This is a genomic window from Vibrio owensii, from assembly GCF_002021755.1.
GTDB lineage: Bacteria > Pseudomonadota > Gammaproteobacteria > Enterobacterales > Vibrionaceae > Vibrio > Vibrio owensii.
On record NZ_CP019959.1, the window covers coordinates 3122669 to 3149662 of the forward strand.

General features: G+C 44.9%; 21 protein-coding genes. 8 read left to right on the forward strand and 13 right to left on the reverse strand.

Annotated features, from left to right (window positions below):
• Positions 1 to 165: 165 nt before the first annotated feature.
• The 4 genes from A9237_RS14355 (at position 166) to A9237_RS14370 (ending at position 4088) form a co-directional block, all read left to right on the forward strand.
• Positions 166 to 834 carry a helix-turn-helix transcriptional regulator gene (locus A9237_RS14355; protein WP_045412045.1) on the forward strand — a complete coding sequence of 223 codons (669 nt, stop codon included), beginning with the start codon at positions 166 to 168 and terminating at the stop codon, positions 832 to 834.
• A 24-nt stretch (positions 835 to 858) separates the two neighbouring features.
• Positions 859 to 1242, forward strand: a complete 384-nt coding sequence (locus tag A9237_RS14360) for a RidA family protein (protein ID WP_005434996.1) — start codon at positions 859 to 861, stop codon at positions 1240 to 1242.
• A gap of 40 nt (positions 1243 to 1282) precedes the next feature.
• Positions 1283 to 2689, forward strand: a complete 1407-nt coding sequence (locus tag A9237_RS14365) for a cation:dicarboxylate symporter family transporter (protein WP_009706940.1) — start codon at positions 1283 to 1285, stop codon at positions 2687 to 2689.
• 76 nt (positions 2690 to 2765) lie between these two features.
• Positions 2766 to 4088, forward strand: a complete 1323-nt coding sequence (locus tag A9237_RS14370) for a CoA-disulfide reductase (protein WP_078608443.1) — start codon at positions 2766 to 2768, stop codon at positions 4086 to 4088.
• An 83-nt stretch (positions 4089 to 4171) separates the two neighbouring features.
• Here A9237_RS14370 and A9237_RS14375 read toward each other — a convergent pair whose 3' ends face one another.
• From A9237_RS14375 to A9237_RS14395, 5 genes are all read right to left on the reverse strand, one after another.
• Positions 4172 to 5125, reverse strand: coding sequence for a hypothetical protein (locus tag A9237_RS14375; RefSeq protein ID WP_078608444.1), 954 nt, complete (start codon positions 5123 to 5125; stop codon positions 4172 to 4174).
• A 3-nt stretch (positions 5126 to 5128) separates the two neighbouring features.
• Positions 5129 to 6076 (reverse strand): hypothetical protein, encoded by a 948-nt coding sequence (locus A9237_RS14380; RefSeq protein ID WP_078608445.1) that lies wholly within the window; start codon positions 6074 to 6076, stop codon positions 5129 to 5131.
• A 3-nt stretch (positions 6077 to 6079) separates the two neighbouring features.
• Positions 6080 to 9601: a T6SS effector BTH_I2691 family protein gene (locus tag A9237_RS14385; protein ID WP_078608446.1), complete on the reverse strand. Its 3522-nt coding sequence runs from the start codon at positions 9599 to 9601 to the stop codon at positions 6080 to 6082.
• A 382-nt stretch (positions 9602 to 9983) separates the two neighbouring features.
• On the reverse strand, positions 9984 to 10466 hold the full coding sequence (locus A9237_RS14390) for a hypothetical protein (RefSeq protein WP_020197895.1): 483 nt from the start codon (positions 10464 to 10466) through the stop codon (positions 9984 to 9986).
• Between the two features lie 321 nt (positions 10467 to 10787).
• Positions 10788 to 13151 carry a YgiQ family radical SAM protein gene (locus A9237_RS14395; protein ID WP_041058268.1) on the reverse strand — a complete coding sequence of 788 codons (2364 nt, stop codon included), beginning with the start codon at positions 13149 to 13151 and terminating at the stop codon, positions 10788 to 10790.
• A 413-nt stretch (positions 13152 to 13564) separates the two neighbouring features.
• Between A9237_RS14395 and A9237_RS14400 the strand changes: the two genes are divergently transcribed.
• The 3 genes from A9237_RS14400 to A9237_RS14410 all read left to right on the forward strand — a co-directional run bounded on the left by A9237_RS14400 (position 13565) and on the right by A9237_RS14410 (position 17205).
• On the forward strand, positions 13565 to 16021 hold the full coding sequence (locus A9237_RS14400) for an EAL domain-containing protein (RefSeq protein ID WP_078608447.1): 2457 nt from the start codon (positions 13565 to 13567) through the stop codon (positions 16019 to 16021).
• An 88-nt stretch (positions 16022 to 16109) separates the two neighbouring features.
• Positions 16110 to 16820, forward strand: coding sequence for a hypothetical protein (locus A9237_RS14405; protein ID WP_078608448.1), 711 nt, complete (start codon positions 16110 to 16112; stop codon positions 16818 to 16820).
• Positions 16821 to 17004: 184 nt separating this feature from the next.
• On the forward strand, positions 17005 to 17205 hold the full coding sequence (locus A9237_RS14410) for a DUF4250 domain-containing protein (RefSeq protein WP_009706930.1): 201 nt from the start codon (positions 17005 to 17007) through the stop codon (positions 17203 to 17205).
• 22 nt (positions 17206 to 17227) lie between these two features.
• Here the strand turns inward: A9237_RS14410 and metR are convergent, their stop codons facing one another.
• Complete coding sequence (gene metR, locus A9237_RS14415) at positions 17228 to 18139, reverse strand: HTH-type transcriptional regulator MetR (RefSeq protein ID WP_009706929.1); 912 nt, start codon at positions 18137 to 18139, stop codon at positions 17228 to 17230.
• A gap of 264 nt (positions 18140 to 18403) precedes the next feature.
• On the opposite strand from metR, the gene metE reads away from it, so the two are divergent.
• The gene (gene metE / locus A9237_RS14420; protein ID WP_078608449.1) at positions 18404 to 20686 is read left to right on the forward strand and encodes a 5-methyltetrahydropteroyltriglutamate--homocysteine S-methyltransferase; all 2283 of its coding nucleotides are present in this window, start codon (positions 18404 to 18406) and stop codon (positions 20684 to 20686) included.
• A 93-nt stretch (positions 20687 to 20779) separates the two neighbouring features.
• Here the strand turns inward: metE and A9237_RS14425 are convergent, their stop codons facing one another.
• The 7 genes from A9237_RS14425 to A9237_RS14455 form a co-directional block, all read right to left on the reverse strand.
• Complete coding sequence (locus A9237_RS14425; RefSeq protein ID WP_005434979.1) at positions 20780 to 21181, reverse strand: GspS/AspS pilotin family protein; 402 nt, start codon at positions 21179 to 21181, stop codon at positions 20780 to 20782.
• Positions 21182 to 21184: 3 nt separating this feature from the next.
• Entirely contained in the window at positions 21185 to 21481 is a 297-nt protein-coding gene (locus A9237_RS14430; protein WP_020196838.1) for a YciI family protein, read from the reverse strand.
• A 120-nt stretch (positions 21482 to 21601) separates the two neighbouring features.
• Positions 21602 to 21997, reverse strand: coding sequence for an acyl-CoA thioester hydrolase YciA (gene yciA / locus A9237_RS14435; protein WP_009706926.1), 396 nt, complete (start codon positions 21995 to 21997; stop codon positions 21602 to 21604).
• 143 nt (positions 21998 to 22140) lie between these two features.
• Complete coding sequence (locus A9237_RS14440) at positions 22141 to 22713, reverse strand: septation protein A (RefSeq protein ID WP_005434973.1); 573 nt, start codon at positions 22711 to 22713, stop codon at positions 22141 to 22143.
• A gap of 128 nt (positions 22714 to 22841) precedes the next feature.
• Positions 22842 to 23084 carry a hypothetical protein gene (locus A9237_RS14445; RefSeq protein ID WP_009706924.1) on the reverse strand — a complete coding sequence of 81 codons (243 nt, stop codon included), beginning with the start codon at positions 23082 to 23084 and terminating at the stop codon, positions 22842 to 22844.
• A 94-nt stretch (positions 23085 to 23178) separates the two neighbouring features.
• Complete coding sequence (gene luxN / locus A9237_RS14450; protein ID WP_078608450.1) at positions 23179 to 25728, reverse strand: quorum-sensing autoinducer 1 sensor kinase/phosphatase LuxN; 2550 nt, start codon at positions 25726 to 25728, stop codon at positions 23179 to 23181.
• Positions 25721 to 26920: an acyl-homoserine-lactone synthase gene (locus tag A9237_RS14455; RefSeq protein WP_078608451.1), complete on the reverse strand. Its 1200-nt coding sequence runs from the start codon at positions 26918 to 26920 to the stop codon at positions 25721 to 25723. Before A9237_RS14455 ends, luxN begins: the two co-directional genes overlap by 8 nt.
• Positions 26921 to 26994: the final 74 nt, after the last annotated feature.

A 26994-nucleotide genomic window follows, 5' to 3' on the forward strand; every position in this document is an offset into this window, starting at 1 on the left:
GTTTTTGGTGATCTTGTTCAACTATTGTGCGTGATTTCGATCGATTCTTGGTAATTTGTTGGTGTTTTAAGCGTATTTTTTAGGTTTACAGAAGTTTACTCTGTATTGCTGAACTCACCCGAAAGGAGTAGTTTGCAGTCATTGAGTTCAAAAATGTAAACCGAAATGATGAGTGTAAAGCAAGTTCGATTCACCGACGAAGACAGAGAATGTTTAAGCAACTACTTTCGTTTAGCAGACACGATTGCCGATTTGATCGGACCGTACTGTGAAGTGGTTATTCATTCATTTGAAAGCCTAGAAAATTCAGTCGTGAAGATCGTGAATGGTCATCATACCGGGCGTGAAATTGGCTCGCCAATCACCGATTTGGGCTTACGTATGTGGAGCACATTCGAGAAAACGGGCGAAGTCTCTCCGAAGAGTTATTTCACCAATGCTGCCGATGGCTCGCTACTGAAATCGACCACGTGCATTTTGGCTGGCCCAGAGCAAAAGCCAATTGGCATGCTGTGCATCAACATGAACTTATCTTTCCCATTCCCAGAAATCGTCAAGACGCTGATGCCACAGTGTCACGTATCGCAAACCTTGGTCAGTGAAACCTTCAGCAATAACGCGAATGATGTCATTAAGCAGGCATTGAGCGCTGCTATGAAAGAGGTGGATCAAGACGAGACGGTTTCCGCTAAAGGTCGTAACAAAGCCATCATTCGTTGTTTGTTTGATAACGGTGTATTTGAGCTAAAAGAGACGACCACACAAGTATCAGAGCAACTTGGGATCAGCCGTCAGGCGGTTTACAAGTTTATCCGTGAATTTAAATCAGAATAAAACTAATAACTTAGGAGTTATATCGTGAAACAGATCATTGCCACTGAACAAGCACCTGCCGCTATCGGTCCTTACTCTCAAGGGACGTCTTACGGCGACATGGTTTACACATCAGGCCAACTACCACTGGTTCCAGAAACCATGCAGTTTGTTGAAGGCGGCATCAAAGAGCAAGCTCGTCAGTCTCTAGAAAACTTAAAAGCGGTTCTAGAAGCAAGCGGAGCTGGCCTAGACACAGTACTTAAGACGACATGCTTCCTATCAGACATGGAAAACTTCGCCGCATTTAACGAAGTGTACACAGAGGTATTTGGTACAGAAAACGCACCAGCTCGCTCTTGTGTTGAAGCAGCAAGACTACCAAAAGACGCATTGGTTGAAGTTGAAGCCATTGCATACAAAAAGTAACCGATTTTCGGACATAAATGGGTATCAATAGGAGATTCTCATGAGCGTTTCATTTATTGGATTGAGCATCCTGTTCTTTGGGTTCTACGCATTACTTGCGAACTTCAAAAAACAAAAGAAAAGCTTTAACTTCCGCGTACTGAGTGCGCTTGCTGCTGGTCTGTTATTCGGCGGTGCGATTCAGCTCGTATTTGGTGTTGGCAACGTTGCAACGGCAGGTTTTGCTGAACTGATTTCTGTGTTCGGTAAAGGCTACATCAAGCTTCTACAAATGATCGTAATCCCGCTAGTATTTGTAGCGATGATCTCTTCGATCATGAACGTAGAAGGCGGTGGTGCACTATCGCGTATCGCACCAAAAATCATCGGTATTCTACTTTTCACTTGTGCTATCTCTGCGGCAGTGGGCATCGCAAGTATTTACCTATTCGGTATCGATGCTAACGCGCTAGTCAGCACTATTGGCACTAACAGCGCTATCGAAGCACGTGGTGACTCTCTGATTGCAACACAAGATGCGATGGCGAGCAGCGGTCTATCAGGTATGGCGCTGTCTATCATCCCAACCAACATCTTTGACATGCTAACGGGCTCTCAACGTACGTCGACGCTATCAACGGTATTGTTCGGTATGTTCCTTGGCTACTGTATCCTGCAAGTGAAAAACCGTAAGCCAGAGAAAGTACAAAACTTCGTTGATTTCATCAACTCTGCAAAAGAAGTCGTACTTTCTATGGTACGTGAGATTCTGAAGCTGACGCCTTACGGTGTATTCGCTCTGATGACCACGTTCATGATGACAAACGATTTGTTCGCACTAGCAGAAATGGGTCGCTTCCTACTAGCAAGCTACGTGGCAATCGGTGTAATGTTCGCTATCCACTTCGTGATGGTGTCTATGTTCGGTCTGTCTCCTGCGAAGTTCATGAAGAAAATCTGGCCAGTGCTAGTATTTGGCTTCGGTTCTCGCTCAAGCATGGCGGCAATCCCACTAAACGTTGAAACTCAAACTCAACGTCTAGGTGTGGACGAAGAAACAGCAAACATGTCAGCAACATTCGGTACCAGTATCGGTCAGAACGGTTGTGCGGGTATCTACCCAGCAATGCTAGCTATCATGGCGGCTCAAGTAATGGGTATGCCAGTTGACCTAGGCTTTATCCTACAACTGATTGCTGTCATCGCGATTGCTTCATTCGGTATCGCAGGTGTTGGTGGCGGTGCAACGTTCGCAGCAGTAGCGGTACTAACCATCATGGGTCTAGACATTACAGTTGTGGCGATTCTGGTTTCTATCGAAGCGCTTATCGACATGGCTCGTACCGCGCTTAACATCTCTGGCTCAATGTTGTCAGGTGTATTAACCGCGAAGAAGAATGGCTCACTAAACACTGAGCAATACAACGCTGATGTTGCTGCAACAGTGTCAAAAGAAGCAGCAGTGTAATTTCCAAACTTAATAAAGAGCACCCAACGCGGGTGCTCTCCGTTTTTCCTGAGTTCAGGTTATTTAGGTAATAAATATGAAAGTTGTTGTCGTAGGCGGTAGCGCTGCAGGTATGAGTTTCGCAGCGAAATACAAACGTAATCAGCCATCAGATGAAGTGATTGTGCTGGATAAGCGCGATTACATCTCGTTCGGTGCGTGTGGTTTACCTTACTTTGCTGGTGGCATGTTTGATGACACTGAGCGCATGATTTCTCGTACCCCAGAACAAGCGATTAAATCTGGTTTAGACGTACGCATTGAAACTGAAATGGTGGCACTAGACCGCACTGAAAAACAGATTAAAGTTCGTCACCAAGGTGAAGAAAGCACCATCGATTACGATATGTTGGTGATTGCCACTGGCGCACGCCCAATCGTGCCATCGTTCGGTGAGTTCAACCCAGAGCACGTATACACGCTAACCAGCATGGAAGATGGTTTGGCAGTAAAAGAAGCACTTAAGGACAGCAACAAACAACGCGTTTGTGTTATCGGCGGCGGCTTTATCGGCCTTGAAGTGTTCGATGCAGCGCACCTACTAGGTAAACACGTCACCATCATTGAGCGCGAACAACACGTGATGAGCCGTCAGTTCAGCCCGGAAATGATTGAAGTGGTAGAAGGCGCGATTCGTGAATCTGGCGCTGAGCTTAAAACCGGTTGCAGCGTATCAGCCATTCGCGACGCAGAGCAGGGCGGTTACATCGTAGAAACCGACAGCGGCAATGTTGAAGCAGACGTTGTGATCATGTCACTTGGTTTCAAACCAAACACAGAAGCATTCGAGTTACCAAAAGCAACGAACGGCGCATTGCTAGTGGATGAGTTTGGCGCAACAGAAGATGCACACATTTACGCTGCTGGCGACTGTGCAGTGGTTCACCACATGGCGCTAGGCAAATCAGTGTATGTTCCACTGGCAACCACAGCAAACAAGCAAGCGCGTATGATGGCGGATAAACTTGCTGGCAAAGACACTTACATGAGTGGTTTCTTGGGCTCGTCTTGCTTGAAAGTGCTGGACTACGAACTTGCATGTACAGGCGTATCGGAACTTCTAGCTAAAGAACATGGTTTGGAAGTGAAGGTTTCAACTATTTCAGATAAGAACCAAACTGACTACTACCCTGGTCAAGAAGACATTAAAGTAAAGCTGGTTTACCACCCAGAAACCAACGTACTACTTGGTGGCGAAATCGTGGGTAAGAAGGGCGCTGTAGGCCGAATCAATGCACTCGCTGTTGCTATCACTGCGAAGATGACAACACAGCAACTAGGCTACATGGACTTCTGCTACGCTCCACCATTCGCACGTACATGGGATGCACTAAACGTTGCAGGCAACGTAGCGAAGTAGTTTAGTAACCCAAGGTAAAATTCAGATAAAACAAAAGGGCTCCAGAGTAATCTCTGGAGCCCTTTCTTAATGCTTGCAGTGAACTATGAAGCTGGAGTAGCTTGCTGTTCACCAGCCGCTTTTAAGCGTTCGATTTCTGATTCAGTTTGCCACTTACCGTTGTATAGGTACTCTCGCTCTGGGAGCGGGGCATTTGACGCCCTTAAATCAAATACCTCATCGGTTTGATATTCTTTATAACAAACTGGCGTACCAAACAGTCTAGCCTCTGGCTTGGCTTCAAATAGCTTTTTGTGGTCTGCGACTTCTGTACAGTCAAGCTTATATTCCGTCGCTAGCTGATTGACCATAGACTCTAAGTCAGACACGGTTTTGAAAAATACGTAATAGTGGAATCGGTTGTGTAAGCGTGAAATCTTAGTATGTTCCATATTAATGTATTCGCATGTGTCATGCTTAAAAAAGAACTTAATCACTTTTCTTTTCTTATTGTAATCAGCAAAGAGCCAGTCTTCTCGCTCTCCAACTCTCACTTCTGTTGGTTCATCAGGCTGTCGTTTAAGCATACCAAATGAAACCAATATAAACCCACCAGCTCCGGCAAGAACCATGGGTCCAGCAACCCCAACCATCACGACACAAACTATTGCTCCAATCCAACCCATGGCTTGAGTCGCAGAGTTGACCCAATTCGGTAAATCACGTCGCTTTTTTATAACCAATCCGCGATCGGACAAGGTGTAATCATAACGATTGTCCAAACCAAATGTCAGATAAGATACACCAGACATGATTATCGTCAGACCCGATAAAATATAAGTTAAGATCATGTCACTGTTATCATGTAGGAAATAGGTAAGGAAAAATAATGGACTGACAGCGGCTATAGCAATCGATAGGTATAAGTATCGAAAAGGCTCTTCAATATCGTGCTTGTGCCAGGTTGTGAGATCTTTCCCCCTTAGAATTTGTTGCTCTTGTTCTTCTTGATAAGCCGAAAGCTCGTCTGGCGTGATGTAAAAAGGTAAATAAGCCAAGGGTTACTCCTTGGCTGTCGTTAGTTCAGGTTTTGATTGTTCGATTTCAGATTCCGTTTGCCACTTGCCGTTGTAAAGATACTTACACTCTGGGAGTGGCGTTTTCGCACCCCTTAAATCAAACACTTCATTAGTAGGGTATTCTCGATAACGAGCAGGAGTTGTAAAAAGTCTAGGTTCAGGCTTCGCTTCAAACAGCTTTTTGTGATCATTGACCTCTTTACAATCCAGTTTGCAGATATTTGAAAGTTGCGTGACCATGGATTCTAAGGCAGCTTCATTTTTAAAGAAAATGTAACAATAGAATCGCCCCTGTGAGCGAAAAGTAATCTCCTGAGCAGTATCTTGGTATTCGCACCTGTCATACTTAAAAAAGAACTTAATTACTTTTCTTTTCTTGTTGTAGTCCGCAAAAAGCCAATCTTCTCGTTCGCCCACCCTTACTTCTGTTGGTTCATCAGGCTGACGTTTTAACATACCGAATGAGAATAAAATAAGGGCTCCAGTTCCCGCTAACGCCATCGGGCCTACCACCGCTACCATTACCACACATACTACTGCACCTATCCAGCCAACAGCTTGCGCGGCGGTATTTATCCATTTAGGCATATTGCGACGCTTTTTCATCACAAAGCCTTTATCTGAAAAAATATAGTCATAGCGATAGTCTCGTCCATACATGTAGTAGCTTAACGAGTACACAAAAAATGTGATAAGTACCGATATGGCATCATTAACCCATCCTCGAGACCAAAAGCCAAGGAAGTAGAAAAGTACAATTATCGGCAACATTGCTACAATCGAAATGAACAAATAAAGGTATCGACTTGGCTCTTCAATATCGTACTTACGCCACGTTGTTAAATTGTTTCCTGTGAGAATTTCTTGCTCTTGCGCCTCTTGATAAACAGCCAACTCTTCTGGGGTGATATAAAATGGTGAATACGCCAAGGGTTACTCCTGAAAAACTAATGTGCTAACAACGGGGGTGAGTGTTTTTTTAATGATGTCTTGTTTGGTATTGTCTGAAATTGAGCCATAAGTTGCACTCTGTTTTACGCCGTTTTGGAACCAATACTCACGCTTAGCTGGGGCATCATCTTCCACATCATAAGCTACTTGCATAGCAAGGTATTGATCGGCCTCTTTAATTGGCAATGTTACCTTGTACACCAGTAATTCTTTGCTCGTTTGGTCTTGAGTTTGTAGCGTGACTAAATCTGCGTTTTGATGCCAGGAGCCGGACGTTAAATCATCTTCTGTTGCTTTGGTGTTAGTACTCACCATAATACCATTCGTTGCAGCTCGTTGTGGAAGCTGAACATGCACTTCCAAACCAACTAACTCACGATGTGTATAGCCTGGATAAGCCTGTACTTTTTCAATAGGCTGATGGTATACCGTAGGTTGCTGAATAATAGATTGTAAGTCAAACAGCGCTTGCTGCACCAATGCTGAATTATGCTTTTCTCTTTCAGGCAAGCTTGCAGATTGGCTCCACTGAGTGCGAGCAGGGTGATAACCCCAAGGCAGTTTATCTAACCATTTTTGGTAATCATCTTGTTTTACTTTACTCAGAACGTGATTGGCAACTAAAGTAATAATCGTTACTGCAACTAAAGCAGCCATAACTGGAGCACCAAATGTTATGTTAGGTGAGAGCCATCCTGTTAATGTGCCTCCAAATTGCAACGTGGCGATAGCGCTTGTTACGCCTAAACTAGCTGTACTCAACCTTTGAAACACTAACTCTCGACCATACAGCTCATCTTCTCGTTGCCAAGAACGGTAAGCCTCTATACCTGAAGCTAGCGCACCTAAAGCCCCTGTAATCGCGAGCCATTTATTGAATAGCTTTAAGTCATCAAGGATCAAGTTTTCAAAACCTTCGACGTTATGACTCACTAACTCCTTTAATACTTTGTATGAATGGGCTCTTAACTTAGGGTCACCCTTCACACTATCCCAGAACTTACCTGTACGGATACCTGTCCAAGCTCCGGCCGTGTAAAACAGCTTTTGTTGAACATCTAAGAAATCATCTTGCGACATTAACCCTGTTTCTTGAATACTGTTCATTGCATCAGCAAGTGCGAGGCAGTTGAAAATCAGAGCTAAGAAGCCTAAACCACCCACATCTTCAAACCGTTGATTAAGATTGTTTAATCTGTTGTCCCATATGTCTTTACGCATTTGAATTGTTGCCTTAAGTACGTCATCTGGAAGTTCTACGTACTGTGGGTATTCAAATGTCGCAACGGCTAAGCTTTTTTGAAGGTGCCGCTGTTGCTGTAGAGCCTTCTTATACTGCGTGTTTGATATAGTTTTATCACCCTTGTTGAAGGCTGCTAACACTTCCTTGTTTTGGTTAGATGCGATGAGTTTTTTATCATGGTCGGACTTCCAAGTACCAAAATTTTGAGCGTAGCCTTTATTGACATTGATTGGAGTATCTATCGACAAGCGCTCTACAACGGCTGCTCTTAGGTAAAAACTTGTTCGGGTGAACGGTTTTGACAATAGAGATATCATTAAGATCGACGCTTGGGCTGTAAGGCTAACGCCAACCTCTATTACCCCCTTCAATAAAGCACTGTTCGTCGCTTTGAATATGGTATCTAGCCCATCGAATCCTTTCGCTATATCTCTTAAAAACTCGGTTTCTGCAGTATTTGGGTTAGAAATAAAGTCCATTACTTTTGCATACATACCTATACGGTTACTTGCTGCCGAAACGTAGTCCATAAATTGTTTGTCTGAGCTTTCAGTGTCTGGAGCAATTTTGGCGACGTCTACTTCACCTACCTGATTTGAAACTTGTTCAGGAATTAACTTCTCCACTTGTTTAAAGAGGCTACGACTAAACCCAGAAGTGTAGAGTGCGAGTAAGCTGGTTGGTTTCTCCCATTGGCTTTCAGCCCATTGGCGGTCTTCTTCTTGCATCACCAAAGTAAATGACTCAACGGCTTGTTTATGAAGTTGATACAAGCTGTATTGTGTGTCTTCACTGTATAGGTCGAAGGTTCTCTCGAGGTGATGCGGTGTCAAAGACTCCATTACAGCGATAAAGTCGCTTTTTACTGAAACAACTTCGGCAAGCATGGCTTCTTTTTGTTCTGACAGCTCTTGCATCTCGCTCAGCATTTGCTTCCAGTTGAGCTGCTTACGCCAGCGTTCAGTCGCTATCCATTGTTCGTATTTACCAAATCGGCTTGCAGAAATCCGATATTTGTCCTGTATTGCTTTGGCAATGTAACTTTGGGTATGTTGGTGTGATTCAATCGCTCCAGCGGAAAATTTAGCAGGATAGCCTGATTGAACTGAGCCTTTATTTTGCTCTGCCAAATCAAGTTGGTTAGAGGAATCATAATATTCAGCCATGTCGGTATAAAACGACAGCTCTTCGCCGTTACGCTTAACGCTAGCTGGCATGTCTATCTCGTCACTTGCCCCGAACATGCACAGTTGCATGGCAGTCTGCATTAAGTTCCACTGGTTTGAAAACTGATCAGTGAAAAGACGGTAGGGGCTTGCTGTACCAACAAAATTCAGCGACATATCTTGAATGTCAGCGGCGTAATCTTTTATCGCGACGAAGTAGCCCGATTCTTCTTCTGGAATCGCAGAGGTTAAATCACTCTCAGCTGCGACAGGTTTAAAGACGGATCCATCTTCATCAGCTTTGGTAGCGATGCCGGAATCCGCAAAACGCCCATCATCAACGGCGGAAGATTCAATATCAGCCACTTGAGTTAACTTATCTATGGGTGCAATGTTGGGCTGATTCTCGTTTGCGGATAACACGACAGTTTGCATGCGATCGATATGATTACTCGGATTGTTAAGGACGCGCATGAACATGTTCCATGTCCAACGGTGTTCAGAGTAACAAATCGACAGCACGCTCCCATCTTCGTAAGTAAGGAAAGGTTTTGCACCTTCTGGTGTCCCACGCTGTTCGGATTCTGGGCTTTCCGACTCTCCCAGCTTGTAGAGCGTGAATTGCGTTCCTTTGATTTCGTATTCGTCTAGGCTTTTGTTGATTGCATCATAGACATACAACCAACCATCGCGAAGCTGACGCAAGGTGTAGCCAACGGTATTGAGTTTGGCTGGGCCTTGGCCTTTCCATTCTTCAGGCAAACCAAAAGGTTGTGTTTCTTCTGTTTCTAGCTGATCGATAGCGTAGCGAACAGGGATGAAATGTGCCGGTAAAGCCTCTGTTGGTTCTTTCTCGGTTTTTAAATTGAGAGGCTCTGGCTCAGACGGCGGTGGCGGATCGATTTTTTTTGTTTCTCCCTCCCAAAACATACTGCGCTCTGGAGGCGAGCCAGCCATATCATCGGATGCGGTGGTTGGAACGGTATTCAGAGATTTCAACGTGCCATCGCTTTCAAATGCCTGAACAGCTTCTTCGTGGGTATAGCTGTTGTCGTGCCAAAACATCGAAGTTTTTGGAGGAAGTGGATTACTCATCGTCAGCCTATGTTTAAGAGTTTTACTCCATTAGGCAAATATCGCACCAAAATAAAACAACTAAAAATCAGTGGGTTATTCCTTGCGTGATTCTGCTTTAACCAAAAAGTTGTTTGTTTTTCCAATAAGTTGGTTGGCGTATACCATTTTTTGTATCGATAGGACTTAAGGGTGAGTTAGAGTCGAATTGTGAGTTGTGATAGGGGCTGTTGAGAGCAGCATACAAAACAAAAAAGGCCCCGGAGTTACCCCTAGAGCCTCTCTAGTATCTGTTTCTAGTACGATTTTTTGGGAAGCTGATGGCTTAAAAAGGGAATATGAAGTTTAGAGCATCAGTTTTATTACCATTGATTGCTGGAGAGAAGCTTAGTCCCAAAATCGCTTAGTAGTTTCTGGTCATTAAACCAAGGATAGAAGCGCTATTCTCACCAAAATGCAAAGTGACGGACTTCGTTTCTCCTTGAGCGAATTTATCGCCCTGCTCAATCGAAGAAGGGGATAAGTACACTTGGCCACCAAAGTACGCTTTGATTTGAGATGTCTTGAGCTTAATACCACCGCCAGAGTTGTTGGTGATAACTGCTTGAATCATACGCTTGCCAGAAGGGCTGCTGAATATGTCGTAGCTCTCAATCGTGAAGTAACTGTAAGAAGGCATATCTTTACTGTGTTTCGGTTCCGGCACAAAGGTTGAACCAGAAACCGATCTCACGAATTGCATGGTGTCTTGCGATTGAGAGAGGCTATCTTGGATATCGCCGATTTTATTTTTTATGTTATCAATGTCATCTTTGCTTTCCGCATTCGCACTCGAGGCAAAGGCACACAACAGCATTAAGGTGGTTACATAGTTCTTGTTTGACATACTTAGACTTCCTGTTTTAATTATGCGAAACACAGTAAAATTGATTTAAATCAATTATGTCAATGTTGCGTCAATTCAGTAATTTGTATTCTTGCGCTCATCTATATGACTAGATATCACGTGCTGGCTTACCTTAATCCGATTATAGAAAGGGATAATCTGATGCTCTAGAAAGGTGGCTTTCGGAGGGGGTAGTTTCTAGTGTGCAGTTCTTAATGGCATCGCAGTGATAATTGCAAACTAAAGACAAAACAAAAGGGCTTCAGAGTTACCTCTGAAGCCCTTTTTACTATTCAAGTTTACTGTTCAAGCTCTATTGAATTAACGGCGCTTAGGTTTGCGTTGACCCGCTGGTTTGCCTTGTCCTTGAGGGCGACCTTGACCTTGTGAGCCCGTACCGTTTGAACGGTTTTGGTTGTTGCTACCAGGACGTGATCCCGTATTAGGACGCTGACCGTTTTGATTGCCACGACCTTGGCCGTTTTGACCACCTTGCGCTTTACCTGAACCGTTGCGGTTACCAGATGGCTTGCCATCACGCGAGCCACCTTCAGAGCGTTTGTTCAAGTGACCACCGAAGCCCGGTTGGTTCTTGGTGTGTTTGGTCGCAAAACGGTTTGCACCGTGACGACCAGACTTACGACGTTGTGCTGGTGTTTGCGCATCAATGTCTTCTGCCGGAACCAAACAGTTTGGTTTATCACCAATCAGGTGTTTTTTACCCATGTTGATCAGCGCTTCGCGGATCATTGGCCAGTTAGCTGGATCGTGGTAGCGAAGTAGAGCTTTGTGTAGGCGACGCTGACGCTCACCTTTCGCCACAGGTACATCTTCACGTTGTTTGTATTTCACGCGCTTCAGAGGGTTAGTCTCTGAGTAGTACATCGACGTTGCGTTACACATTGGCGATGGGTAGAAGTTCTGTACTTGGTCACACTCGAAGTTGTTCTTCTTCAGCCATAGAGCCAAGTTCAGCATGTCTTCGTCTTCTGTACCTGGGTGCGCCGAGATGAAGTAAGGGATCAGGTATTGTTTTTTACCTGCCTCCGCGCTGTACTTCTCAAACATCTCTTTAAAGCGGTCGTAAGTGCCCATGCCCGGCTTCATCATCAGATCCAGTGGACCTTTCTCGGTATGCTCAGGTGCAATCTTCAGGTAACCGCCGACGTGGTGAGTCACAAGTTCTTTCACGTATTCCGGTGATTCAATTGCAAGGTCGTAACGTACGCCAGATGCGATCATGACCTTCTTAACACCTTTTACTTTGCGAGCTGCGCGGTAAAGATCGATGGTGTGTTTGTGGTCGGTATTCAGTTTGTTACAGATACCTGGGAACACACAAGAAGGGCGACGACAGTTTGCTTCCGCTTTTGGATCGCTACAGCCAAGACGGTACATGTTTGCTGTAGGACCACCCAAGTCAGAAATCGTACCGGTAAAGCCTGGAACCTTGTCACGGATCTCTTCTAACTCGTTGATGATGGAATCTTGAGAGCGGTTTTGAATGATACGGCCTTCGTGCTCGGTAATCGAACAGAAAGAACAGCCACCAAAACAGCCACGCATGATGTTAACTGAGGTTTTGATCATGTCGTAAGCAGGAATTTTTGCTTTGCCATACATAGGGTGAGGAACACGCGCATAAGGCAAGCCAAATACAAAGTCCATCTCTTCTGTCGTCAACGGGATTGGCGCTTGGTTTACCCAAAGCTCGCGGTCACCATGACGTTGCAATAGGGCACGACCAGAGTACGGGTTGGTCTCTAGGTGCATAACACGACTTGCGTGCGCATACAGAATACGGTCGTTGTTTAGTTTTTCGAAGGCAGGTAAACGCACCGCGGTGTTCGCAGCATCATGACGTGATGGGCGAATCGTAATTGGCTTCGCTTCTGGCTCTTCTTTTTTGGTGTCGCACTGAGTTTCTACTTCGTATGGGTTCTTAGGTACGAACGCTTCTTTACGAGGTTTCTCAATACGAGAGGAATCGATAACCGTGTAACCTTCTGGTTCTGCAGGTAAGTTAACCGCAGTACCACGGATATTGGTCATGTTGGTGATGTCTTCGCCATCGGCTAAACGGTGCGCTACTTCAACAAGAGCACGCTCGGCGTTACCAAATAAAAGGATGTCCGCTTTTGCATCGAACAGAACAGAGCGGCGAACTTTGTCTGACCAGTAGTCATAGTGAGCTACACGACGCAAACTCGCTTCAATACCGCCAAGAACAATAGGTGTGCCTTTGTATGCTTCACGACAACGTTGTGAGTACACCAAAGTTGCACGGTCTGGGCGTTTACCACCTTCGTTATTAGGTGTGTAAGCGTCATCGTGACGAAGCTTTTTGTCAGCAGTGTAGCGGTTGATCATGGAGTCCATGTTGCCCGCAGTGATCCCGAAGAACAGGTTTGGCTTACCAAGTTGCATGAAAGCATCTTTGTTTTGCCATTCTGGTTGAGCAATGATACCGACACGGAAACCTTGAGATTCCAATAGACGGCCAATGATCGCCATACCAAAGCTCGGGTGGTCTACATACGCGTCACCCGTGACAATGATAATGTCACAACTATCCCATCCTAGGGCGTCCATTTCTTTGCGACTGGTCGGCAAGAAGGGTGCCGTACCAAAACACTCAGCCCAGTATTTTTTGTACTCATGAATAGGAGTAATGTCGTTGGTCATATTTTGCTCTCTGTTCCAGGGAGCGCGAATTATAGCGATTTGATAATCAGGTATCTATACCCAAGTTCCCTTATCAAGCTTAGTTCAGTAAGTTTTATTCGTAGATGAAAACTACTCGCAATTGCATTGGTGTTTTTTACTGCGTTATGTCCTTCAAAGCCTTGTGGTTATTGGCTTTTCTAATGGTGAAAATTTATTGATAAGCAATGGTGTGCTTATTGAAAACTCTTCCTATAATTTATTTAAGTGCATGCTAATGCATACGTCATTTTGACTCTAAATACTGACCGAACGCCGTGACGTTCCAAATTGTGTATGACCACTTTGCAATCATAAAACTACAGCAAAATCAGGCGACACCATGGGTAATCAGTAAAAAGAGGCAATGGCTGATAAAAATAGGGGGCTAGGTAATGAGTGAACTATTGTCTATTGCACAAGGAGATGTGCAGCCAGCGGCCGGTCATTCTCAGGTTATCGATTGGTCTTACGATATTCAGACCCGAGAATTTGAATGTGACCAGAATGGCATGATGGCCGCTTTCGGCTTAAAGAAACCCATTAGCGGATTAGACGACTTGTTTGAACACATGTTGCTAGGCCAGCAAGATGTCGCACGGGAAAAAATAGCGCAAATTGAACGAGATGGCGGGCACGGCAATTTGTCTTGTTGTTTGATGCCGAATGAGGCCATGTTGGTTCATGTCGACATGAGCTTTGAACGCCTGAATGATCACATCGTTCAAGGCAATGTTATTCCACAATTGAGTATCACCGGTTGTGAGGAATTGGCAAAAATCCTCGAAACCATCTTCGATTTACCTAATGTAGGTATCTTAGTTGCTGATCAAGAGACGCGAATCCTTGGTTGTAACCGTGCTTTTGAGCAACAAATGGGGTATGAAAACCGCGATATTGTCGGTTTGAAAACTAACATTTTTAGCTCTGACCATCACAGTAAAGCCTTCTACGATGATATCTGGGAGCAGATTAGCCAAGAAGGTTACTGGAGTGGCAATCTATTAAGTCGCGCTTCAAACGGAAGTAATCAAGCCCACCATTTGTGTATCTATCGTCTTAATTTTACCTCTGGTCGAACACTGTTCCTTGGTTTTTCGACGGATATTTCTGCCTCTCTGCTTTGGATGAAAAAAGCGGGAGAACAAGCTCAACAATGGTCGGCCTTTCTTCCCCCTCGTGACGAATTCGAATCTCAGCTTGCCAATCTAGCAAGAGAAAATGGCAACAAAGATTTGAACATCGTCATGACGTTACGTCCTAATTTCTCGCGTAAAAACTTGCTTGAGCAACAGCTCGGTTTAGCGGATTTCATGATGCGTAGTCGACACGCGAGCATTGCCGGTCAATTATCCAAAGATGTATTTGTCGTTTGTTTGCAGACGCCGCGCTGTCAATGGCTTAGCCCTTTGAGGCTGATTCAGATTGCGTTGAGAGGCTTTTTTGTTGAACTAAGAAGTGAGTTGGGTTCGAGCATGCATGATGTGATTGTAGAAGGTCAAACAGGGGTATCAGTACTGGGTTACGATACCAATAATCCACGACAAGCTTTGGTGCATGCCGCGCAAGCGATGGTCTCTGCACCGACAGGTGACCAAAGTTACTTTAGTTTTTACAACAGTGACTTGCATGACGAGTTGGTCAAGCGTCATCATCTGGAAGCGTTTTTAAGAACGCAAATTGAGAGCCAATTAGTCGATGTGTATTTTCAACCGATTATTGAAACGCGCACTGGTAAAATCGTGAAGTTTGAGGCGTTAGCGCGTTTCTACCATCAGAATAAAACCTACGACACACAAGAGATGATTTCAGTGGTGGAAGACCTAGAGTTGATCGCTGCACTGGACGACGTAGTGTGTAGAACTGCACTCAAGCAATTGCCTCATATTCAAAAAGTCTATGGTGAGGAGATTGGCTTAACGCTTAACCGTTCGTTAAATACCAAATTAGATTCCCTTCAAGTTCTGCAAAGTTCTTTAGACTTAATCGCAGAGAGTGGCGTAGACCCAAGCCGTATTACTATTGAGCTGACTGAAACGGCGTATTTCGAACAAGACCAAGAGCACACAGTCGCGTTGGAAGAATTGCGCGGGCAGGGCATTAAGATCGCGATTGATGATTTTGGTACGGGATATTCTTCGTTTTCCTATCTCGAAAAAGGCCAGTTTGATCTACTCAAGATCGACCGCAAGTTCGTCAAGAACATCGAAGAGGGCAGTACAAAATACAGCATCGTTAAGATGATCACTGAGCTCGCCCATAAGCTGAATGTTAAAGTGGTTGCGGAAGGGGTTGAGTCAGAAGAGGAACTAAAAGTACTTGCTAGTGTTGGCGTCGATTACATGCAGGGGTTCTTGTTTTCTCAAGCTATTCCTGTGGTTTTATTGGACAAGCCTCAATGTCACAAGAAGCGATTTAACGGGGTAGTCATAAAGCCAACACGTGATGAATCTTTACTTTCACTGAGTCATCGTGATGTAAGGCGTTTAGACCCTGGAGAGCCATTATCATTGGCGGTTGAGTACATGAATCTTAGCCCAGATGCACCTTTAGTCGTGATAAATGAAAAGTGCTGTGTTGGTCTGATTACTAAGGAACAGGTCAATTTGCATTTAACACCAGCGATGGGGACGGATCTGGAATCAGAAAGAGAGAACCGCATTTGGAAGCGACCAGTGAACCAAGTGATGAATACAGAGCTTGAGAGAGTGGATGCAAACCTACCGGTCTCTGAAGTGAAAGCTTTAGTAAAAGCAGGCACCAAGTTCCCTTGGATTTTATGTGACTCGCAAAACGAATATCGCGGTTTGCTGACGCAAGAAGATGTGTTGAGTTATTTGGCCTCACTGTAATGAATGCTGACCCATAAGTAATAACTAAAAGCCCTGTTGCGTTTAGGTGGTTTGGCGGTAGGCGATTTGCTATTATCGCCACCCCAAAATGACTTTTGAGTTTGCATTCAACATGATTCAACAACTGCTGTTAACTTTTCCTCCAATGCTGTTTGGCGCGCAAGCGCTGTTGACTTTGCTTTTGATTAAAGGCGATATCTGTCCGGGTCAACGTGGTCGTCTGCATAAGATGTTGCCGTCAATTGGTATTCTTTGGTTGGCAGTGGCTTCACTCCGTATTGAAGCGTTTATGGTCGTGTTCGCGATCTTCTATTTCTACTCTCAAGTTCAGACTAAAAAGACTCGTGAAAAAGGTCCGCTATGGGCGCTGCACCTCGCTAACGGTTTGGCGTTTGCTTATGTGAGCATTCAAGTGTTCGAGCAACCGCATTGGGCAGCCTCGGCTTCGATGGCGCTGATGATCTTCTTCTTGGGTGCGGCATTTGCTCAACTGCTTCTGGTTATTGCACGCAGCCGTCTGCAAGCTTTCCACCGTATTTTGCCTGTGACTGGCGTGGTTTCTGGTATGTTGTTGGTCGTAATGACCTTGTTCTCGGCGTATCAATTGGATGAAGCGACGCTAAACTCGGTGACGCAACACATCTTGGCGTCATTGGCGATGCTGATTGTGGCTATTGTCGTTTGGTGCTGGCATATCTTTACTCACAAAGCGCCGAATAAAGTTCAATTGGCGGCGGCGCTATTACTGGCTCTTGCTTCAATGACCAGCCTTCAAGGTCTATTTTTACTTGGCGCATAAGCCTCAGTGACCTTACATCCTCTCAGAATTCTGCTTAATGAGCTCGGGATTTAGACCGAGCTCACTTTCAAATCATCCGATTAAGTCTACGCTTTAGATATAGCCTCTATTCGTTTAGAGTGCGCCAAGACGCATGTGCTCAACAGAATTGAGGTCGAATACCTTGTCTTAGAGGAGTGTCGCTATGGACTTAAGCAATGTTAGTAACTGGGACAGCATTATTTTGCTGGGTATCGTTAATGAAAAGCTGCGCTTAGAGTGCGACAGCTTTGAAGAGCTCGTTTCCATGTACGAAATGGATGTGGAATCGCTAGTGGGCAAGCTTGATATGCTTGGTTATCAATACGACCCACTCACTAATCAATTCAAATCTTACGAACGTTAAATTCGTCTCGCTTTCCGAATTTTTAAGCCATCTTGATGCCGTCAAGGTGGCTTTTGCATTGTTGGCGCGCGGTGGCAAAGAAGGCTTGTAAATAACGCTTATCTTTTTCTGAGTTTCGTGTTGCAGCAAACAAGCGACGCCATAACCCATCACCAAACGGCTTACTGGTAATGAGCCCTTGACGTGAAAACTCCGAAATAGCCCAGTTAGGCAATGCCGCGACGCCCAATCCTGCTGACACCATTTGTACGAGCATTAGCGTGTTATCTGCTTGCTTCCATTTTGCTGGCTCTATACCTGCTGGCTGTAAGAAGTGTTTCACCACATCCAATCTTTGTTTCTGAACTGGATACGAAAGCATGGTTTGATCGGCAAGATCTTCAGGTTCAATGATCTCTTTATTGGCAAGGGGATGGCTGGTGGACGTGATCAAGCGCATTTCGAAATCAAACAGTGGTTCATAGTGCACTTCAGAGCGAGGTTGAATGTCGGAAGTGATCACCAAATCAAGTTCTCCGGCGAGTAATGCAGGTAGAGGCTCAAAGCCAAATCCGGAGGAGAAGTCGAGCGTGACGCTTGGCCACGTGATCTGATACTCCTTAAGCGCAGGCATCAACCACTGGAAGCAAGAGTGACATTCGATTGCCATGTGCAAGCGGCCATTCACATCTTCTTTTAGACTCGCGAGCTCGTTCTCGGCTCTGGCAAGTTTAGGCAAGACGTCATCGGCCAGTCGAAGCAAGATTTCACCTTCAGACGTAAACTTCACGGGGCGAGTTTTACGCAAGAATAGCTGGCCTCCAATACGAGATTCGAGATCTTTGATTTGGTGAGAAAGGGCTGATTGCGTCAGATGTAAAGCTGTCGCTGTCGCTGTGAGTGACCCTGTATCTCGTAACGAGGTGAGGGTACGTAAGTGTTTCAACTCTATCATGAATCCCATTCATCCTTATGTATCTGCCATGAGCTTTATTAACTTACCGATAAAAAATGGATATGTAAACGTCTAGACGTCCATTTGTTTTGATTGAGTGCGAGTGAGATCCCTCACTATGAAATTATTTAATAAACAAGTTGAATAATTGGATGTTGTTCAATTCTCTTGTCAGAGAGATAGTTTTAGCCATCCAGACATCTTGGTAAGTTTCATACTCGATGTTCTGACTCAAACATCAGACACTGAATAAGGAATACGGACATGGCGACGACAACGCATATTCTTGGTTACCCACGCATTGGTGAAAAACGCGAACTCAAATTTGCTCAGGAAAAATACTGGCGAGGAGAAATTGATCAAAACGAACTCAAACAAGTTGGTGCTGCATTACGTGAGAAGAACTGGAGCACGCAAACGGAAGCGGGTTTAACCTTCGCTGCGGCTGGTGACTTTGCTTGGTACGATCATGTACTTACAACCACTTTGTTGCTTGGGCATGTACCGAAGCGTCACGCTAATGGGTTTCCAGATCTAGACACGCTATTCAAAGTCGGCCGTGGGCAGTCTCAAGCTAGCTGTGATTGCAAAGGAGCGGCTGCCTCTGATATGACGAAGTGGTTCAACACTAACTATCACTACATTGTTCCTGAATTCAGTAAGGATGATTCATTTGAAGTCAGTTGGCCGCAATTGTTTGAGGAAGTAAACGACGCGATTAAAGCAGGGCATAAAGTGAAGCCGGTTCTGCTTGGGCCATTAAGTTACCTGTATTTAGGCAAAGAAGTGGAAGAGGGCTTTGACCGCCTAACGCTATTGCCGAGAATTTTGACTGCGTATCAAGCCATTCTCTCTAAGCTGGTAAGTTTGGGTGTCGAGTGGGTGCAGATTGACGAACCTATTCTTTCACTTGAACTTGAAGACAAATGGGCTGACGCATTCAAGCTCGGATATCAGGTGATCCGCAGCGATGTGAAAGTGTTACTGACGACCTATTTTGATTCTGTCAGTGACACACTAAACAAGATTATTGAACTGCCGGTGGATGGCCTGCATATTGATTTGTCTGCATCACCAGAGCAACTGGATGAAGTTGTCACTAAGTTGCCAGAGGATTGGATATTGTCTGCGGGTGTAGTGAATGGACGTAATGTGTGGCGTACTGACCTAAGCAAACAGTTGGAACGTTTACAGCCCGTTAAAGATAAAATTGGCGACCAATTATGGGTTGCGAGCTCTTGCTCACTGTTACATAGCCCTGTTGACCTCGATCTCGAACCTTCTTTGAGTGAAGAAGTGAAAAGTTGGTTTGCGTTTGCGAAGCAAAAAGTGACGGAAGTGGCGCTACTTGGGCGTGCGCTAGATGGTGACCCAAACGCCATTCTCGCTTGCGATACTTACAGCCAGCCAATTAAGGATCGTAAGACAGCCACTCATGTGAACAAACCTCAAGTACAGGCACGTTTGAATAGCATTACCGCGTCACTCGGTGAGCGCAGTGCACCATATGCTGAGCGTGCCGCTCACCAAGCTGAAGTGCTTGATTTGCCGCTACTTCCGACGACGACCATTGGCTCTTTCCCTCAAACAGGGGAAATCCGTGTTCAGCGTAGCGCATATCGCACAGGCAAGCTTTCAGAAGCTGAGTATCACCAAGCGCTAAAAGGTCATATTGCTGATGCGGTAAAACGCCAAGAAGCGCTCGACCTTGATGTTTTGGTGCATGGCGAAGCAGAGCGTAACGATATGGTGGAATACTTTGCCGAAAACTTGGCTGGCTTCCAAACCACAAAGTTTGGTTGGGTACAAAGCTACGGCTCTCGTTGTGTGAAACCAGCCATTGTTGTGGCAGATATTGAACGCGAAAAGCCGATCACGGTTGAATGGTCTACCTACGCGCAGTCATTAACCAGCAAGCAGATGAAAGGCATGCTCACAGGTCCGGTGACAATACTATGTTGGACATTCCCGCGAGAAGATATCACTCGTAAGGAAATTGCAGACCAACTAGCGCTTGCTTTACGTGATGAAGTATCCGACCTACAAGATGCAGGCATCAATATTATCCAGATTGATGAACCTGCAATACGTGAAGGTCTGCCTTTGAAGAAGCGCGACCACAAAGCGTATCTGCAATGGGCTGTTGATGCGTTTAAGATCTCTGCGGCAAGCGCGAAACCGGAAACGCAAATCCACACCCACATGTGTTACAGCGAGTTCAATGAGATTATTGATTCGGTGGCGGCGTTGGATGCGGACGTCATTACCATTGAGACATCTCGCTCGAACATGGAATTACTCAAAGCGTTTGAAGAGTTTAATTATCCAAACGAAATCGGCCCTGGCGTTTACGACATTCACTCACCGAACATTCCAACACAAGAGTGGATTGAAGGTCTGTTGAAGAAGGCAGCAGAGAAGGTGCCAGTACAGCGCTTATGGGTGAATCCAGACTGTGGTTTGAAGACGAGAAACTGGGCAGAGACAGAAGCGGCGTTAGCAAATCTGGTCTCAGCCGCGAAAAAGTTACGCACTGAGCTCGCTTAATGATTACTAGCAAATGAAAATAAAAAGCGAGGACATTGAGCCTCGCTTTTTTCTATCTGATCTCTTACTCATTCTAGTGAACGAATAAGCGCATTACTGTGGCTGTTGAGTCGCAGTACAAGTTTGCTCTGATACTAGCTCATCTGCCATTAATTGGCCGCGAGAGTTACGGATCTTAATGCGGTACATCAAGCCCATATCGATTTGCTCACGAACGGAAGGCGTGTTGCAGTAGGTGTAAATGCTGGTATTCAAAACTTGGTTTAACGGCTTAGCACCCAGTGCATCGTCGTTGTAGATCATCATCATCTCAACCACATTCTTATTGGATGAGATGCGTAAAATCTTAAGAGGACCGTATTCAAGCGGTAAGCCCGCAGAAAGAACACCCGCACGGTTTGAGGCCATCAATTCGAGCTGGCGCTGTTTATCATCGTTCGATGAACAGCCAGCTAAGGCACCAAATGCGAGGAATAGACACAGTAATTTTTTCATAACTTAAAACACTTTCTTGAACGGTTTTACGATGACATTTTCGTAAACACCCGCCGCGATATAAGGATCGGCATCAGCCCATGCTTGAGCATCTTCCAAAGAAGCAAACTCTGCTATTACGGTTGAGCCTGTAAAGCCCGCTTCACCTGGATTATCAGAATCGATCGCTGGCATTGGACCCGCTGTGAGTAGTCGGCCTTCGTCTTGAAGCTGTTGTAAGCGCTCAAGGTGTTGCGGTCTAACACTCATACGTTTTTCCAATGAATTCTCGATGTCCTGAGAAAAGATGACGTACCACATAGCATATTTCCTTAATTGGTAGGGTAAAGTCTTAATTTAACGCCTTTTTTGTGTCACTCACAAGCGAACATGAAAAATTGTGAGGTTCTTCCTAGCATTTATTGGTTATGGCGTACTTGATTACTTCTGAATTGGGCGTGGTTTGCCTTCAGTATCGATCGCAACATAGTTGAAGGTGGCGTCACAAACCATGAAACGGTCTTCAATGCCGTGTTCTTTGATTGGCTTAACCCAAACTTCTAAATCGATGCTCATTGAAGTGCGACCGATTTTAGTACATTCGCCGTAACAACACACAACGTCGCCGACTCGAACGGGTTTTTTAAAAGTGATACTTGATACTGAGACCGTTACGATTCGACCAGAAGAGATTTCTTTAGCAAGAATACCGCCCGCTAAATCGAGCTGAGACATGATCCAGCCACCGAAAATATCGCCATTGGCGTTAGTGTCGGCAGGCATAGCGAGGGTACGAAGCAGCAATTGGCCGCGAGGGGATTGAATTTCCTGACTCATTTTGACATCCATTAACTCTAGCAAAGCTAGTCTGGGTGGATTGCAATAAGGCAACACCAAAAGTCCAGACAGCAAGAACAAAACAGCGACCCAAAGGTCGCTGTGAATAATCAATATGAGCGAATTATAGCAAAACTGAGTTTTTAATCATCAACCGATACATCGGATGAGTTCTCTTTTTGCTCTTTCTGTTCTTTTGGCATGTGTTTATAGATGTAGAAGCCCGTTGCAATCATATAAGCGAACGTTGCAATCAACAAACCAAACACTTTGAAGTTCACCCAAACATCTAATGGGAGTTCGAACGCAACGTATACGTTCAAGCCTGCGCAGAACGAAAAGAAGCCGACCCATGCCCAGTTAATCTTGGTCCAAACCGCATCCGGCAACGTTATCTCTTTACCTAACATGCCTTTGATTGCTGATTTACCCATTGCGTGGCTGACAGCTAAGCCTACAGCAAATATCACGTAAACAATGGTCACTTTCCATTTGATGAAGTTCTCATCGTGGAGGAATATCGTCATACCGCCAAAGATGGCCACCATGGCGAAAGTGATCAGCTGCATCTTCTCTACTTTTTTGTACAGTACAAACGTCAACACAATCTGGATGGCAGTCGCGGCAATAAGAGCACCAGTCGCAACGTAAATGTCGTACATCTTATAAAGTGCAAAGAAGACGATGAGTGGAATAAAATCAAGGATTTGCTTCATGCTGCAAAAATACCGAGTTGTTGAGTTGAGGACAGTCTAGCGAAATCTGAGGCAATGTGAACATTTATAGCTTAGTGGAAACAAAAATTGCCGTAATCAATACGGCAATTTTTTGAGAGGAGTAGTGGCTACGCGACGTTTTGGTAGCGCGTGATTAATGTCTTAACATCTTCTAGATAACCCTCTCTCAGAAGGTTATCGACGGTCGCCTCTAACTCATCATGAGACATGGTAAAACACGTTGATTTTCCGGTCATTAGGCTTAGGTACTGGTGGTATTCTTCTTCAGTGTAATGACCGACGCGATCAAGCAACAGTGTTTTGATACCGTGGTGAATCAAGCCGTAATATGTGTGTCGATGAAGCATCATGTTCACTCCTTATCAAGCTGCTCCTCCATCCTGTAGAGGACTTGAATCTGTGGATAATTCGATTTGTACTTCAGCAATGCATATCGGATGCCAACTATTCGTTCTCTTTTTCAAAAGAGCTAGACGCGGCATCTTTATTCAACCAGTTGTTCAAAACATGACGCAAAGCGTTCAATGTCGTTGGCTTTTCTAGTCTCCCGTCCATCAGCTTTTTGATCATGTCTAATTCTCGTTCACCAGACTCACCCGACAAAGCAATGATAGGCGTTTGAGAAGAGAGCGCCTTGATTCTTTGGCTTGCATCAAACCCGTTCATAACAGGCATTTGCACATCCATTAGAACTAAATCTACGTGATTGTTTTTAAATACTTCTACTGCGTTTTCACCGTTATTCGCTTGTAAGCTGTTGACGCCCAATTGGTTCAAATACATTTGTACAAGCGCACGTTGCACCTCTTTATCGTCGACAATGAGCACTGTTGGTGCTTGGCTATCTATTTGTACGTTGGCTGTGACTTTATGTTCAGTGCTTCGTTTACTGTGTTTCCAGTCATTGAAGTAAGGTGTGCGTAAGGTTTCGGCTTTTGGTGCATTTGGCACAACAGGGAAGTACAAATGAAACTCGGTAAATTCGCCAAGCTTAGATTCGCACTCAATTCTGCCGCCAAATGAACGCATTACACGCTGACAGTAACCTAAACCTAAGCCACTACCACCGCTCTTTTGGTAAGAGAAAAAGTCATCAAAGATCTTGTGAGATATCGTCTCGTCGATGCCTGGACCAGTGTCGCGGAAGACGAGAATATTTTCGTAAGCGCCCGTTTTGGTGCTTATCTCAATTTGACTATCTGCATACGAGTCAAAATAGTAAATTGCATTACGAATCAGATTGAAAATGACAAAGTTAAATAAGGTCTCGTTGAGTTTTGCAACAAAGTCAGTGTGTTGCGGTAAGCGAATTCTTTCAATTATCTTCTCATTTTCAAAACCGTAGTGACTGACGGCTTGGTCGACGGCTTTGTGAATCGAAGTCATCGCGGTAGGCTCATGCTCCGGAGAGCTGTCGCTCACTTCTCGCAAAATGATATCGATAAGTTGGCGACCACGTTGAATCGCCGCTTGGCCATTCTCTATATCCAATTTGATCTGCTCAACAGAGGCTTGATCTTCGATGTGCTGCTTTAGGGCCTCAAATTGTAATTGAACTTGAGCAAGAGGGTTACGCATCTCATGGGCAATCGAGTTTGCTAAAGCACGACTTTGACGAATGCGGCGGTCGGCCTCAATAGTGCTTTGGACTCGCGTGAGCAAGGTCTGCAGCGCAGAGATCTCCTCATTAGAGAACATTTGATTGTTGCTCTTATGTGGAGAAACCAATAAATGCGTCACCGATTTGCCTTGACCAAATAAAGGCATGACTAAAGCTGTGTCGTTCGAGCTCATCTTGTCGTAGAGGGCTTTGAGTGAGCCTTTTGCGGAAACCTTGTAATCCAACTCTTCAGAAAGCTCATCAAGAACCAACACCGACTTATTAGAAGAAAGGTAATCTTCGTAAAAGGTTTCGTTGTAGTTGCTGGTTACGAGACGCAACTTGTCATTTGGAATCTGCAGTAGATTCCCAAGGTGACGCATAGCCTCATCGATCGACAGTTTAAAATCTTCCTCTAGCGCTAGGATTTGTTGAACCGGAGTCTTTTTGTTGCCGTAAATCAGGAAAGAAGCGTAACGACTCACTCGTTTGTAGAGTAAATGCCATGTGATACCGATAAGTGCACAGATAGGTGTGGCGATAAGCCATTGGTTGCTATCCGTTAGCGGAATAAATATTGCCCCCAGCGGAAGAACAAATATCGCACAAACGAGCAATGCACTCAGGCACATGTAGGCCAGATATTTCACGCTGTAGAAGCGAGAGGTCAACAATGCATAACCGACAAACAACATCTCACTAATGGACAAGGCTGGTGGTAACCAAGTAAGTGAGAAATCCCCCATGAAATAGGTCATTCCAAGGTGAATGGTTGCGGTAGACAGCATGAACACCAAGATACCGGCGATCATGTAATTCGTTTTCGCTAAGGTTAGCTTGCTGCTGTTGGTTCTCATTGCAACAAGGTTTACTAGCGTGAGGACAACGAAGCTGACAAGACCAATAAAGAAGTACGAAGTATGAGGCCCAAACTCAATGACGAATTGGCTTGGCCCTACGATGTCCACATGTTCAACCGTCAAATCGGGACGCAAATTGATAAACAGTGAGTAGACCGTAAGGGTAACGAAAATCGCCTGCTGCCATAGATGGACTTTGCCTTTTCGCTGTTCTGCCGCGAGTTGGCAAGAGAAGTAGTACGCAAACGCAAAGGCAAAAAACGAGGCGAGGTTGGCAAACTTTGCCATGAATATGCCGGCCGTTGCGCCAAGTTGAGGCAATAAGTCAGTATGGAAGTAAGCGTTGCTACTGATCCACGCAATGATACACACTGAATACGCTATGTAAGGCGCGTGGTGTGTACCGAAGATCACTTCATTTTTTTGTTTCAGGCGATAGCAATAATAGAAGAGCCACATCATAACCACGGCTACGGTCGCGAGGAGCGTCACGGCCTTGGCGTAGATTATTGCCTCTAAGCTAAAATCAAACATGCTCATCTCTTTCTAAGGAACCACGTTTTCTGATCTCTCGAACGGCACGTTTATAGCCTCGAAAGTCGGTATCACTGAATGCTTTGACCATCATTTCAAAATTCCAGAATCCACGGTACGTCTCTTTGCCATCGTTATTTAAGTCGCAATAACCTGAATGGAAATACGCTTTTGCGTCGATGGCTTGATAAAAGTTGAGCATGAAAGGTTGCTCGATAATGGTGAAGCCGATTTTATAACCTGTTTGATGCAACACGCTCATCAGTTCTTTTTGAGCGAGGTAGAGGAAGTAGAGTTTTTGTTGAGCATTTCCACTTACGGTCAGGCGCAGCACTTCACATACGGCTTGCGTATCAGCCAATTGTAACTTGAATTCACTATCAAATTCTGGGAGAGAGTAACATTTTAACAGTGCAGATGGTGTAAATAGCTGTAAACGCGTGAATTCGGAGTAGCCATAACTAGGAAAGCAGTAATTCCACTGTTCGTTACTAAACTGCGGTGCGTAGCTGAGCCAAGTATCATGAATGGACCAATCTTGGATAAGTGCAGAAGCAACGAGAGTAGGGCAAGGCTCTTGGTCTGGGTGCTTTAACACGATGAAGTGTTTGCCAACTTGGGACAAAAACAACAGTGGCAGCATTTCGTACCACTTTTCACCTTGTATAAAAAGCTCAAGATTGCTGAGTGCAATCGCATCACTCAATGGCATTGCCTGCGGATGGCTCGGAGCTTGTACCATAAGTTGAGCATCTTCTACGCGCTCAATTAGCGCACCGTAATAAGCGCTGTCTTCAAAGGGCAGTTTGGGTGCTGTTGAAGCGTATTCTTCTAATGGAAACTTGGCTTTAATCGCAGCGATCTCACACTCACACCAAAAGTCCAACCAATGCATGTAGCACTGTCCTACAACGTCTTCAAGTAGAGCAATTTCTTCTGATAGTGTGCTTGGATAGCGTTGAATAAGATCGCGATAATCCATTAACTCAAAGAGAACGGAATAGCTTTTATGCTGATGCTCTGGGAAGAGAGAGGTGAGTTGGTTTTTACGGTAATCCGTAATGGTTTGAAAAAGCGCGGTGCGCTCATGTGGTTCATAAGCGTTGATCACAAGATCGAGCAGCGCTTGCTGTTTTTGTTCGATAGACAAACTGTTAGCCGACAGTGAGCCTAAAGATAAGGTTAATTTCATGGGACAACCTAGCCTAGGTTTATTGATTTTTTATGTTTGTGTCGTCCTTATATCACTAAAGAAAAAATATGCTA